Source organism: Ktedonobacteraceae bacterium (assembly GCA_035653615.1).
GTDB lineage: Bacteria > Chloroflexota > Ktedonobacteria > Ktedonobacterales > Ktedonobacteraceae > DASRBN01.
Window position 1 is genome coordinate 133,901 of the sequence record DASRBN010000031.1, and the last position, 13,760, is coordinate 147,660.

The 13,760-nt window shown below is 51.4% G+C and carries 9 protein-coding genes; 6 read left to right on the forward strand and 3 right to left on the reverse strand.

Features of this window, described 5'->3' with window-relative positions; translation table 11 throughout:
- Positions 1-23: 23 nt before the first annotated feature.
- The 4 genes from VFA09_16965 to VFA09_16980 all read left to right on the forward strand — a co-directional run bounded on the left by VFA09_16965 (position 24) and on the right by VFA09_16980 (position 6,208).
- Positions 24-2,255, forward strand: a complete 2,232-nt coding sequence (locus VFA09_16965) for a D-glucuronyl C5-epimerase family protein (protein HZU68969.1) — start codon at positions 24-26, stop codon at positions 2,253-2,255.
- The gene (locus tag VFA09_16970; protein HZU68970.1) at positions 2,252-3,988 is read left to right on the forward strand and encodes a polysaccharide biosynthesis C-terminal domain-containing protein; all 1,737 of its coding nucleotides are present in this window, start codon (positions 2,252-2,254) and stop codon (positions 3,986-3,988) included. The genes VFA09_16965 and VFA09_16970 overlap by 4 nt, the downstream gene beginning before the upstream one ends.
- A gap of 50 nt (positions 3,989-4,038) precedes the next feature.
- Positions 4,039-4,983 (forward strand): FkbM family methyltransferase, encoded by a 945-nt coding sequence (locus VFA09_16975; protein HZU68971.1) that lies wholly within the window; start codon positions 4,039-4,041, stop codon positions 4,981-4,983.
- A 235-nt stretch (positions 4,984-5,218) separates the two neighbouring features.
- Entirely contained in the window at positions 5,219-6,208 is a 990-nt protein-coding gene (locus tag VFA09_16980; protein HZU68972.1) for a glycosyltransferase family 4 protein, read from the forward strand.
- A gap of 10 nt (positions 6,209-6,218) precedes the next feature.
- Here VFA09_16980 and VFA09_16985 read toward each other — a convergent pair whose 3' ends face one another.
- The 3 genes from VFA09_16985 to asnB all read right to left on the reverse strand — a co-directional run bounded on the left by VFA09_16985 (position 6,219) and on the right by asnB (position 11,255).
- Positions 6,219-8,219: a hypothetical protein gene (locus VFA09_16985; GenBank protein HZU68973.1), complete on the reverse strand. Its 2,001-nt coding sequence runs from the start codon at positions 8,217-8,219 to the stop codon at positions 6,219-6,221.
- A 406-nt stretch (positions 8,220-8,625) separates the two neighbouring features.
- Positions 8,626-9,363 (reverse strand): methyltransferase domain-containing protein, encoded by a 738-nt coding sequence (locus tag VFA09_16990; GenBank protein HZU68974.1) that lies wholly within the window; start codon positions 9,361-9,363, stop codon positions 8,626-8,628.
- A complete protein-coding gene (asnB, locus tag VFA09_16995) occupies positions 9,360-11,255 on the reverse strand; it encodes an asparagine synthase (glutamine-hydrolyzing) (protein HZU68975.1) in 1,896 nt (631 codons plus the stop codon). Before asnB ends, VFA09_16990 begins: the two co-directional genes overlap by 4 nt.
- A gap of 162 nt (positions 11,256-11,417) precedes the next feature.
- Here asnB and VFA09_17000 point away from each other — a divergent pair, with 162 nt between their 5' ends.
- Together VFA09_17000 and VFA09_17005 are read left to right on the forward strand one after the other, a co-directional pair.
- A complete protein-coding gene (locus tag VFA09_17000; protein HZU68976.1) occupies positions 11,418-12,260 on the forward strand; it encodes a class I SAM-dependent methyltransferase in 843 nt (280 codons plus the stop codon).
- Positions 12,261-12,327: 67 nt separating this feature from the next.
- The gene (locus tag VFA09_17005) at positions 12,328-13,596 is read left to right on the forward strand and encodes a glycosyltransferase (protein HZU68977.1); all 1,269 of its coding nucleotides are present in this window, start codon (positions 12,328-12,330) and stop codon (positions 13,594-13,596) included.
- The last annotated feature ends 164 nt before the right edge of the window (positions 13,597-13,760 follow it).

The following is a 13,760-nucleotide window of genomic DNA, read 5'->3' on the forward strand; positions in this document are numbered from 1 at the left end:
CGATGAGAAGAGTCTTTATTCCCATGAGTAGATGGACTGGCAAAATAGAAACGAAGCTCCGACTCACAGAGGCCCGGAATAACGCTATATTAGCTCAATATCCTGTTGACTTAGCGCCTCTAATGCAGGACAAAAAGGATACTTCAGGCTTTAGCAGAGAAAAAAGGAGCATTCATCCTGTTGAGTGTCATCCAACCATTGTCGCACAACATGCCCTGGTTCATTGGAACCAATACATTACAAATGCTGCTGAATCGCAATGTAGCAAGTTCCTGGTAAGCGCAAACTGGCTTATTGAGAACGAGCGGCGCATTGGTAAGGATGCTGGCGGATGGCCGATCTCTTTTCCGCATCCTACGCTTCCTGGTGGAGATTCCTGGCTGTCAGCGTCAGCACAGGGAACTGCAATCTCTGTTCTCCTGCGCGCCTATCAGCTTACTCAAAAAGAAGAATTCTTTGAGTGCGCGCAACGTGTAGCTCGTACTTTCGAGCGAGATATACTTGATGGTGGAGTAAGTGTCCCAATAGGTAAAGAAGGCGTCTTTTTCGAAGAGGTGGCCATTTATCCTGCGTCACACTCCCTGAGCGGTTTCATCTTTGGACTGCTGGGACTCTATGAGTATGTGGCAGTCACAGGAGACGTTGAAGTTGAGAAGCTGATTGCACGGGGCCTCGCGACGATGCACGGCCTTATCGCTGAATTTGATGCTGGTTTCTGGACGCGGTTTGATCTGCTCCACCGTGATCTTGCGACACCGGCGCAGCTGGTCTTGCAGGTTGAACTGCTTGCGGCTCTTGCCAGGCTTTCTGGTTGCGATCATTGCTTGCGGCTGGTTGCACGTTGGCGTCGGTACCAGCATCAATTCGGCTCTCGCCTGCGTTACCAGCTTGTAAGTTATTGTCGCCTCTATAGTCGTGCAATTTGGGGAAGAGTACGCGATGCTCTTTTCCCCGAAGCTCAAACTTCGTCTATCCTGCGTGTTTGTGTGCCGGTTACTGCAATGCCCGTTATGGGTGGCATGCATAGTGTCCTGGCAAAGATAGCGCGGGTGACCTCCGATATCTGGCGCATGGAGTACCTGGCGCAGGCTGTGGGACCAAATCCTGATGGCCTGGTTATCCATAAGTTCGGTACAGCGAAGATGGCTCCCTGGCAGTTTCCTGCTGTCTGGCTCTATTCGCTCGCGGCGGCTCGAAAGTTATGTTCGCTTATGGCTCATGGCGCCCGTTACGATCTTATTTTGACGCAGGATGGTGTCTTCACTTCTGCTTTTACTGCGCTTCTGGGCAGATTAGCCGGTGTGAGGATAGTATGCATCGACCATGGCAACCTGAGATTGCTCAACAGCCCTGTTTATCGCGCCGAGCGCCTGCAAACGCTGTCTGAGATGCGATGGCCCTCGCGGTTGCTGAGGCGCATCTTGTTTAAGTGCTACTGGCCTTCGCTTTCCATCCTTGCGTGGCTTTCCGCTCGTTTTGTCGATCATTATTTCATTCCAGGCGTTCCTGGTGATGGGACGGAAGACGTACTCGCGCAACTTGGCGTGCAGCAAAGTAGGATTACGCGCTTCGCGAATATGATAGACGTGGATCGCCATGTCATTCCCGATGAAGTGGCGCGGGTACGTTCACGTGAGGCATACGGCATTGCCGGGAACGCTATCGTTATCGCTATGATCTGTCGCCTCGCTCCTGAGAAAGGAATAGACACCGCGCTGGAAGCAATAAGCCTGGCGCTTTCCTCGCTTACTCCAGAATTGCGAGGGCGAGTTCGCATGATAATCGCGGGCGATGGGCCGCTGCGGGCAGAGGTTGAGGAGGATATCCGCGGACGGCAGCTTGAGCAGGTATGTTTGCTGTGGGGCCAGGCTTCGCAAGCAGATGTCATTTCGCTGCTTGGTATAAGTGACATATTCCTGTATACGAGTAGACGGGGAGCAGGCTATCCTATGGCGATTCTAGAGGCAATGGCATCTGAATGCGCAGTCATTGCCACAAATGATCCCCTGGCCAACGAATATATGCTGGCAGAGGGGCGTGGCATCATCGTGCCTATAGACGATGCGAGAGCGGTAAGCGATGCTCTTGTATCGCTGATACATAATGGGCAATTGTGCCGCCTGATGGGGAGCAGGGCCAGAAGCTATGTGGCGGCTTACCATAGCGCCATAACATTGAGGCGATCCTTACTGCGCGTAACCCATTGGTCGTCATTGGATGAGTCTTTGCAGCTTGAAAGCGTTGAGAGACAATGAATGTATCAGGGGACGAGTACAGCCGGGAGAATGTCACCGGTACTTACGCTTTCGAGGATGACTACGTTGACCAGTTACCTACGCTGCCGGTTCCTGTATTCGGAATGGAGCAAATCCCATCACAACTGAATGTTAGATTAACGAACGAAAACGCACACCGGCATGGGTATGGGACTCAGGATAGTTTGCCTTTCTATGATATGCAAACCTGGTATTTGCCGGTCGTCCATGCAAAACATATCCCCAGAGCTAAGATAGATGTTCAGGCAGCCGGCGCCTCCGATGTGGATAGCTATATCCTGCTTATACGCAACCTGGTGAAGAGTTCGGGTGTTTATGCCTTATCTGCGATTGCCGGTCCGTTAATTTCCCTGGCCCTTGCGCCATTTTTGACGCACTCGCTCTCGCCTACTGATTATGGTATTCTTACCATCCTTAGCACTGCCATCTCTCTTGGTGCGGGCATCACACAAATGGGTCTTGCAACGGCATTTTTCCGTGCCTACAACTATGACTATACATCTCCCGGTGATCGACGCTATGTTCTCGCGACCACCACTCTATTGCTCTGCCTTATCTCAATTCCGGTCGCCATTGGAGCCGCAATCGGCTCTTCCTACCTGGCGGATCTCTTACTGGGGAGTTCAGTGCCTGGGAGTCTTATCGTCATAGCAGCGGGTGTATTAGTCGTACAAAATCTATCCGTTCCGGGTTTCGCCTGGCTGCGCGCGGAAAGTCGCGCGCTTTTCTATTCTTTGTTGTCGGTCAGCAATGTGCTTATCACCTTGATAGCCAACCTGGTCCTGGTAGGCGTGTTTCATTGGGGTATCACGGGATCGCTGATTGCTATGGGCCTTGGATATAGCGGCACAGTACTCTGCACGATGCCGTTTATCCTGCTGCATGCGGGTGCCAGGATACGTATTGATATCGCGCGGAGCATGCTATCATTTGGAGCGCCGCTTGTTCTCAATGTGATTTCCTACTGGGTGCTGCAGGTGCTTGATCGCTACCTGCTGAGTCGCTTTGGCTCGCTCGCCCAGACTGCCATGTACGCGGTAGTTTATACGCTGGGGTCGGCCCTGTCTGTGGTAGTCATCGCGCCTTTCACACTGGCCTGGCCTACGGCGATGTTTGCGATTGCTAAGCGTGACGATGCGTCTCAAGCCTTCCGGCTCTTATTTCGCTGGCTGTGTATCGTGCTGCTCTTCTCCGCGTTTGGCCTGTCGCTTGCCGGCCAGGTACTGTTGGACTGGCTCTTCCCGCCGGCTTACCATGCAGAAGCGCTGATTATTCCTGTCGTCGCCGTCTCAATTGCGTTCTATGGCGTCTATTTCATCTTCATGATAGGAGCAAACATTACGCGTAAAACCTGGTTAGGCGGCGTGTTTGTGACCATTGCGGCCATCGTCAATACCGCCCTTAACCTGGTTCTCATTCCACAGGATGGCGCGATGGGAGCTGCTCTTGCAACCTTAGTCGCATACGCTGTACTTGCCGCGATAGCCTATGTAGTGAACCAGCGCATCTATCCTATCCCTTTTGAGATTGATATCTTCATTGCTGCTCTGCTGGTTGGCGCTGTCCTCTATCTCGGCAGTGAATTCCTGGTAGGATTTCGGGTAACAGAAAGCTCCCTGGGTATCTTCGCAATAGCAGTTGGCCTTTATACAGGTATCCTGATACTGCTGGGGAAACTTCCATACCGGCACGTACCAGGACGAAACGGATAAGGCATTATTGTTTACCGATCAGCTTTAGAACGTGGAGGAGGTTAAAACGTATGACATCTGCAAGAGTAGAAACATGGTGGCATAAGAGCGCCAGGTGGTTAGCGACAAGTACTTTGAGAGTCCTGCCTATACCACCAGCGCAGAAGTGGCGACTGGCAGGCGTCATTGCTGACAGGCTAGAATCCCCGGCCAGTCCATCGAAGGTGGTATGGATGGCAAGTGGTTTCAAGATGCTGTTGGACCTGGGCAAGCCATATGAGCGACGGAGCTATTACACAGGCGTATATGATGCTCATCTCACACGCCTGTGTAAGCTGCTCTTGCGTCCTGGAGATACCGTGATAGATGGAGGAGCGAACATTGGGTATATGTCGTTATTGGCAGCCAAGTGCATTGGCAGATATGGCTGCGTCCACGCTTTTGAACCTGTTCCGCCGACATTTGAGATTCTCAAGCAGAATATACAATTGAATGGCTGCTCTAACATTCGCGCTAATCCCCTGGCGCTTGCACAGAAGGTGGGAGCGTTATGTTTTGCCTTGCCTGTTGATGCTGGCACCGGTAAAACACTCGACCGGCTTGCGACGCTGGCACAACTGCGGGACGGCTCGCGATTTGAAGTCCCTGCCTGCCCATTAGATGAGTATGTGGCATCATCGGGCATTACGTCGATCAGGCTTCTCAAGCTGGACCTGGAAGGAGGTGAGGTAGCCGCGATTGATGGGATGCGGCAATTGCTAAGTGAGCAGCGTATTTCGTATCTCATCAGCGAGTTCAATCCACCTTTGCTCGATCAACTGGGTATTCCTCATTCTGCCCTACAAGAGACTTTGCGGAACTATGGCTACAGTTGTTACCGCATTCACTACTACGTCGGATTCGCGCGCCTGGAATATCTGCAACTACTAGATACTTCCTGTGAGAATGTACCTGGTGAATTTGGTGACTATCTCTTTGTTGCTCCAGGACTACCTGTTCCTGGCAAGAAGCGATAATTGTAGTTAGAAGAAGATGAGTTTAACATAGCCGGACTATGCATTGTCGTTTTGCGTGGAAGCATCCATGCCGGGGAAAACTGCTGTTTAACCCGGTATCTTAAAGCAGCAGTGTATTCCCTGGGCCTTTTCAAATGAAATGCTGTGAAGATAAAAAGATAGGGGAATTGATAATGACGGAGAGAAATTCTTCAGCCTGTGATCGCTGTTTCCTGCCTGTAGAAAGGGGAAAAGCTTGCGTATTCTTTATATTCATAACATCAACCGGGTAGCTGAGACCTATAGTAAAATGCTGGCTCAGCACGGTCACCCGGTAGATCTCTATGAACCCAACCTTGTGGGGGGAGCTGCACCCCTGCCGGTAAAACTTGCACTCATGCCTGCGCGTGTTATCAGCCTGCGGAACATTGTAAGCAAACTGAACTCGAACTATTTTGATCTCGTGCATATTCACTGGGCCACATATGGCGCGCTTGGCCTGGTGAGCCGCGTCCCCTATGTTGTTGAATGCCACGGGGATGATGTGCGAAATCGCTTGAAGAACCCTTTCTTCCGCCCATTATTAAGTCCCATTTTGCGCAGAGCTGGGGCTGTGTTGTGCATTACGCCTGATTTACTCCCTATTGTGCGGGCCATTCGCCCTGATGCTATCTTCTTACCCGCTCCTATCGATACAGAGCAATTCGCACCTCTAGAGAAAAAAGAGGATCATCCCTGGTGCATCTTGCTATTTGCTCGCCTGGACCCTGACAAAGGTACTGATATTGCCATACAGGGTATTGAGTGCTTCGTTGAGCGTCATCCAGGTGTTCGCGTACAGCTACTGGACTGGGGACTACTTAAAAGCAGGTACAAACGCCTGTATGGAGACCGTTTTGAGTTTGTTCCACCGGTCGCGTCACAGGAAGTGCAGCAATTGATCTGCTCGGCAGACGTTGTTGTTGGCCAGTTCGCACTGGGCGCGATAGGGCTGTCGGAGTTACAGGCCATGAGTTGCGCCAGGCCGGTCATTGCCTCGTTTCGCTACACATCGGCCTACTCGTCTCCGCCCCCACTATGCCAGGCTCAAACGCCCGGGGAAGTGGATCGGCAACTTGAGAACCTTTTCCAGCACCCGGAGGAGGCTTCAGCAATCGGCCAACGCGCGCGCGCGTGGATCATAGAACATCATGAAAGGCGCATCCTTGCGGCCAGGCTGGAAAAACTTTATCAGACCATCATATAGGTCTCCACTTTTATACAGTCGTGTAGGAGTAAAGGTTACTGCCAGAGGCAAAGTAGATCGTTGGGCCGATCATGGCAAAGCCTGCCGTAATCGTAACACTGGACGGTATCAATGTCACCTGATTCGTATTTTGCAAGCTGATACTGAAGACCCCTTGAGACGATAATCCCCAGATTTTTCCGTTGTAAATAGCCGCGCTGTTGTAAATAGGACTTGAGAAGGGGAGCTTACTGCCATTGTTGATAAATGTCCCGGTGGCAGGATTAAAAATAAAGAGGTAGTTCCCGCTGCTGTTTGTCGCTATACCATAGACATAGCCATTGGCCGGGTTGACAAGCAGGTTGGTGATTGTATTCGGGTTGCTTACGCCTGGTATAAAGTAGCGGTGAATAACAGTATTGTTTGTCACGTCCCAGCTGAATAGTTGTGCAGAGGAGGTTGAGGGATTTGTGCCACCTCCGCCGTAGATGGTTGTGCCACCGATGACGCAATAGCTTCCACCACTATTGAGGCAGTTTCCCCTGGTGGTTGTCAGAGAAACAACACCCTGATTCTGGATTGGGAAGTACTCCTGGATATCGTTATTATTGAGTGTGTTCCAGGTGACGAGGGGGCCGCTCAGCTTGCCATATGAGGCAATAGCGCCTATGTAGAGGTGATTATTTGCTGCCCCTATCATCGCTTCAGGTCGGAGGTCGCTCTGAAAGTTGTTGCTTGAGATAACGGCGGGATTTGTGCTTCCATTAAAAGGTTTTGAGGGGTCGTAAATTTCCAGGGATGGTGAGGTGTAAGACGCCACATAGAAGAGATTATTATAGGCCAGTTGCGCGTATGGCTCTCCATTTCCTATCTGTCCATTCATTACCACTCCTGCCGTGGGATTGGCAGGATTAAAGTTGAAGAAATCATATGGCAATACTGTTCCTCCGTAAACCTTACCATCCGGTCCTGCCGCGAAACGGAAGATAGAGAGATTCCTCCCCGTGTAGGTGTACGGAAAGATGCTGGTACCCTTACCTGGATGGATGACGGTTATTTGTGAAGTGCTTACAGAGATGGTACCACCATCGTTTAAGATATTTGTTGCTGCCGGGGGAACATAGGAGTTGATTTGCGTATAGTCTCCCTCACTGAGTTTGTAGTATTGGCAAGGAGAAGTTCCGCATACCTCCGCGTGAATAGCGCTGTCCAGGCCCAGATAGACCCAGGCTATACCGGCGCTTGAGGCAGTAATAAGCGGCGTGATGCTATTCGTAGCAACATTATAGGCAATAACCCGGCTTGATACAGAACCAAGGCCGACATAGATGTAAGGCGAGTTCGGATCCGGGTCTGCAATACAGAACCTGGCATACTGTTCCTGGTAAGCAGGATCCATTGACCCAAGATTCAGCAATTGCGGATAGGGATCGAGCGGGTCGTAGCTGATGAGATCGGCTGATGGATAGGTACATCCATACACTTTGTGGTTGTAGGGACTGGTTGTGACCTGCCAGATATAGCTTTGTGCTGCTCCACTTTTGGGATCGCGAGGAGCCTGGCCGATGTCAATCAATTTTCCCTGCGTGATGTCGAACTTTAACACGTGAGCGTTTGGCAAGCTGCCCAGATACATATTATGGTCTGCTCCAACGGTCAGCGCCCACGCAGCTTCTTCACTACTAACCGGTGATGGGTAGACCCTGTCCTGGCCCGTATTGGGATCAATGGCGACGAGGTCCATTGTGCCATTGATATAGGTATAGGTAACATAATACAACTGGTGAGATGCTGACTGGCCCGGACCTACCATACTGTTCTGTATAGCTCCCTGACCCTGTGCATGACCAAGATACTGGTATCCTGCCGTTTGAGGACGCTCCAGGGAAGAAGCTGTCACATTGAACGTGGGAAGTATCGTATTTGCTGGTAGAGCGAAAACGGCCTGAGGTAGCGAACTGGCGCAACAGAAGAGTATCAAGAGGAAGAGAATTTTTGACTGAAAAGACAGATTCCATTTCTTGTCAGGCATGATCTGGCCACCTCGATCAAAAAGAGATTACTGTGAGACGCCCTGGCTGTACCCCCATTAGCTTGCTCTTTCCAGGAGCTTTATTACATGTAACACGAATTTTCAGGTAAATCAATGCATGTTTTTATCGAAAGATGTGAATATGGTTAATTTTTGAGAATCTATGGAGAGAGAAAAGAGAACGGGTGATCTTTTATCCCCTGAAAATGTGAAGGATATCCATGGTGTGACGAATGAAGCCGGAAAAATTCCGGTGACAGCGAGAGGCAGCGAATTTCACCTGTCACTTTCTGCCAGGCGATTTTCTTTGCGTCATAGAGCGGTTAACATAAACCAACCTGAAGGTGAAGAAACTGCTACCCGAAAGCGCTTGCGCCATGCCCATTTCCGGCGCTTCTCTGTTGTGTTAGTCGAGGCTAATGACACAAAGAAGGTGGGTATTGAGGAATTTTAGCTGCTCCAGCATATTTGCCAGCCAGTAAGCTCGCGGTGCGATTATCCGTGCGATTGGGGGAGCCAGCGTCAGCCGCCGGAACGTATAGCTGGCTCCCGGTCGATTGAACAACTGTAAAATACGCCGGCGCGAGAAGCCTCTCACTGCCGGGTTGCGTGGATTGGAATAGGCAAAATCGTAGCAAAGGATGAGGCCACCTGGTTTAAGGACGCGCCAGACCTCGCCGGCAATTTTCTCGCAAAGCTCGTCATTGAGGATGGAACTGAACACGACAAAAAGCGTGACCAGGTCAAAACTTGCGTCAGGATAAGGTAACTGGTGAGCGCTGCCTGCTCGCCAATCGATGGCTGGATTCAGGCTGCGCGCCATCTCGATTCGCTCGTTCAGCAGATCAATCCCTGAAAGATTACCTGGCTTAGCTCCATATGCTGTAAAACGTTGTAGCTGCATACCCATGCCACAACCAATATCCAGTATCTTTTTGTCACCGAGATCATTAAATGCGTGCCGTTTGAGCAATGCCAGCAGGCGCCGCTCAAGGCTATGCGACTGGAGAAGAGCGGCCTCGTTAAAAAGGCTGTAGCGGCCGCTCAATTCGGCGCTGCTTGCCCGGCGTTGATATTCTACCCGTATGCGTTTGATCTCTTGTGCTACATCTGTATGCCTCTGCTGGTCATACGTTCCCGTCATTCTTTTACTCCAAATAGCTCTATCCAACGATCAAAAACAAAGAGACGGAACAGCGCCTGTCCTTGTTCATCCTGCCTGCCATCAAGTCGCCATGTCGTATCCGCCAGCCGCTGAGCATCCGCTCGTTCGATATACTGCCAGAGCGGTCGATCTTGTCGCAGCCAGTTTTCCAGCGCTGGACGTAATGGACCGCACAGCCAGCTGTCCTGGGGAACTTCGAAACCAAATTTTGAGCGTCGCAGGCGGATCTTTTCTGGAAGGATGCTGTTCAGTCCGAGACGAAGCGGCCACTTTGTCCAGCCATGATGATAGAGCGCCGCGGGCGCGAATGAAAGGCACAGCTCAATCAATTCGTGATCCAGAAAAGGATATCTGCCTTCAACAGAGAAGGCCATGGAATTGCGATCATCCCATTTAAGCAGGCGAGGCAGGTAGAGTGAGCGGATCTCCTCCACGCGCAATTGCTGCTCAGTCAGCGCGAGCACTTTCCGCAAGATAGTAGACGTATTTTCCATGCGATTATGCTGCTTGCGTAGGCGCACAAGTCCGGTCGGCTTTCTGCGCGCTAAATAGCGTCGCAGCATAACCGGTATTTGAGTCAACAACGTGCGATTGCCCTTCCCTATGCCAGCTCCCAGGATATGCTCGAGCAGGGGAAAAATTGCGGCATTTCTGGCAAGCTCGCGCAAGTAGAGAAAGTAGGACTGCCAGTAACCGGAGAGAATTTCGTCACAGCCTTGCCCATTCAAGGTCACCGGAACCCCGGCTTCTCTGGTCAGGCGCGCGATACAGTATCCGGCATAGATTGAAAGGCTACCCACCGGCTCATCGTGAATACGCAGAAAAGCATCCATCTCTTGAAGGAACGTCATAGGGGCCGGTGTAATGTAATGCGGTACTGCATGGATAGCGGCGACAATGGCCTCCACATATTCCCGTTCATCGCTGGCATCGCCGGGGAAAGTGGATGTGAATGTATGGAGTGGAGCGCGATGATCGCTCAATTTGTTTACCAGCATGGCAATCGAACTGGAATCCAGCCCTCCACTCAATGCACAACCAACGGGTACATCACTGCGTAGATGTAGGGAGATACTTTCCTGCAATTTTGCCGCAAATAAGTTACCTGCTTCCGCCGCATTGGTGATCGAGGCCTGAATGTACTCAGGATGCCAGTAGCCGGTGGGAGGAGCTGGTAGTAGTGTCTCGAGTGGAATGGTAAGCCAGGTTCCTGCGGGGATAGGCTGTACATCACGGAAAAAGCTCTTATCCGCGTCCTCGTATCCTGTTCGAAGATACTCATCTACGACTTCGTGATTGACACGTGCAGTAAAGCCAGGTACGTACAGAAATTGCTTGATTTCGGAGGCAAGCGCAATGATGCTATTCCCTTGCCACATGTAAAGCGGCTTAATTCCAAGGCGATCACGGCAGACAATGACCTCATTGCGCTGACAATCTACTATCACCAATCCCCACATACCGCGAAAGCGCCGGAAGCAATCGGTACCCCACTCCGCGTATGCGCCGAGTAGCACCTCTGTATCTGTTGACGAGCGGAAGCGATATCCCAGCTTTTCGAGTTCAAAGCGGATTTCGATGAAGTTGTAGACTTCGCCATTGTAAACGCACCAGAAGCGGTCGCGATAGGCCATAGGCATATGACCTGCCGGACTTATATCCAGTATCGAGAGGCGGCGAGAACTGAGGGCTACGCGCCAGCTAGATTCTGTTTCACGCGTAGACTGCCATTTCCCGTTAGAATCAGAGGAGAGAATCAGGGTTCCTTCATCGTCTGGGCCTCGATGACTGATACTCGCGGCCATACGTTCCAGTGTGCCCGGTGGAATATATATCTCACTATTTTTAAGGATAGCTGCTATTCCGCACATACATGGCCAACCTCCCAACCCTCGATGCCAAACAATGCTTCCCTTTAAAATGTGTAGTACCTCATTTAACAGTATACGAAACTCAGCAAACGGAACTCTTTTTTGTCTATCCGTATAATACATACCAGAAGAGCATGATGGATTATCTGGGAGGATGGAAGTATGGTAGAACGTCAAGAAACATTTGATCCCCTGTACTACTGGGAGCAGCACCTGCAGGCATACCCCGGCATTAAAGGAGTTGGCTATACCAGTCGCTCTACCAGATTTTTAGAGCAGCAGTATCGTTCTCGCATGCGCCAGGTTGAGCTGGCTCTGCGCCAGTATGGGCTTACTGACCTTACCGGGCGCAAAGTTCTCGACGTCGGTTCAGGAACCGGTATCTGGCTGGATTTCTGGCACCGCCATGGGGTGGAAGCCGCGGTGGGACTGGATTTCGCTCAGCCCAGCATTGAAGCACTTCGAACCCAGTTTCCGGATGACCTCATTGTCCAGGCTGATGTGAGTAAAGCGCCTCTGCCACTGCCTGACAATATGCGCTTCGACTTGATCTCTGCTTTTGATGTTCTGCTGCATATCGTGGACCCGGATAACTTTCGGAGGGCTATCGCCAATCTAGCGCATCACTGCCTGCCCGGTGGCTGGCTCGTTATCTCCGATGCAATTGTGCAGGGTCAGGGATATGTTCCTGAGCGCGCTTACGCAGTATTTAACAAGGTGCGCCGGGTTGACGAGTATCGCGAGGTGCTGGCAGCGAATGGGTTTGTTATTGACTCAATACGCCCGGCCACAGTGCTGCTTGGTAATCCTCTGGAAGCTCCCAACCGCCTGGCTTTTCTGGCGCTATCAGCGTGGTGGAAAGGGACCGGATTATGGGGGCGTTCTAATACATGCTCTGGATTGATAGGGCCGGGTGTCGTCAAGGCGGATCAAGTCGCGTGCCGCCTTTTTAACGGTAGCCTTGCCCCCACTGCCAAAATTATGTTCGCGCGGAAACTCCTGTAGGGACAGGCACCAGGCCCTGTCCCTACAGCATTATCCCGGCTGTGATTGTGTGGAGGATCTTATCGAAGTGGAACAAAAAATGTATGCCGTTCCCCCGGTACTAAAGACGATACATGAGACGAGCCAGCTAAGAGGAAAGGTCTGCATGCATGTCCTGGGAACGGCTCGCACTGACGTTCGTGTGATGCGCGAAGCGACGACGCTTCAGCAAGCCGGGATGGAGGTTTCGATAGTTGATATCGAGGGCGACCCTACACGGCCACGCGAAGAGGAAATCGACGGTATCCATGTAAAACATATCATGATGCCACAATGGTTTGTTCCGGCGCGCTTCAAGCCCTGGTTTCTGGTCAAGCTGTTCCTGATTCTTCTGAGTGGTGCAATAGCGCTGGTGAATGTTCCTGCTGATATCTATCATGCTCATGATGATACAGCGCTTCCCGCGTGCTATATTGCGGCCCGCTTGCGGCGGAAGCGACTGGTCTTTGATGCCCATGAACTACCCCTGGTTGAACCCAATATCACGCGTTGGCGCCTGTTGCGCGGCCTTTCCGCCCTTTTACTCAGGAGCATGATGTCGCGCTGTACCGGTATTATCACTGTCTCTCCCCCCATTGTCCGTGAATTGCAGCGACTCTATGGTGGTCGCACGGCGCAGTTGATCCGTAATATTCCCGCCTATCAAGCGCCTATCTCCAGTAATCGACTGCGACAGTATCTTGAGCTGGATGAGGGCATACGCATAGCCCTGTATCAAGGGAACCTGGACAGTCGTGGGCTTCACCTGTTAATATACGCGGCCAGATTCATTGATCCGGGCATTGTGATCGTCATGATGGGCCAGGGAGCTAACCAGGCCGATCTTGAGGCATTGATTGCCCGCGAAGGAGTAGGTGAGCGTGTCAAGATTATTCCCCCTGTTCCTTATGCAGAACTCTTGACCTGGACGGCTTCGGCAGATATCGGCCTCGTGGTCTATTCACCTGTTTCCACGCTGACTATTACACCGAATATCCAGATGTGCCTGCCAAACAAGCTGTTTGAGTATTTGATGGCCGGTTTGCCTGTTCTTGCTTCACGCCTCGATGCAGTTGCTGATATTATCACAACCTATAATGTTGGATGTATTGTTGACTCGCTTGAACCTGATGATATCGGGCAAGCTATCAACAGAATGCTGGCAAATCATGATGCTCTGGCGCGTATGAAAAGCAATGCTAAAGCCGCAACCCGGCATGATCTCTGTTGGGAGAACGAAGGTCGCAGGCTCATTGATTTCTACCGCGATGTTACGCAATTGCCGCCTCTGATGAATTTTTCCAAACGAATCGAGTAATCCCGTAGGGACAAGCCGCTGTCCCTACGGAGTTTTTACAGGCAAAATCGACAAGCATGAGTGAGCCGTGTCATTCTGAGCGCAGCGAAGAATCTCGACAGCGACGGGTGTAGATTCTTCGCTGCGCTCAGAATGACACGGCCTGAGACGGCTTGCCCCATTCG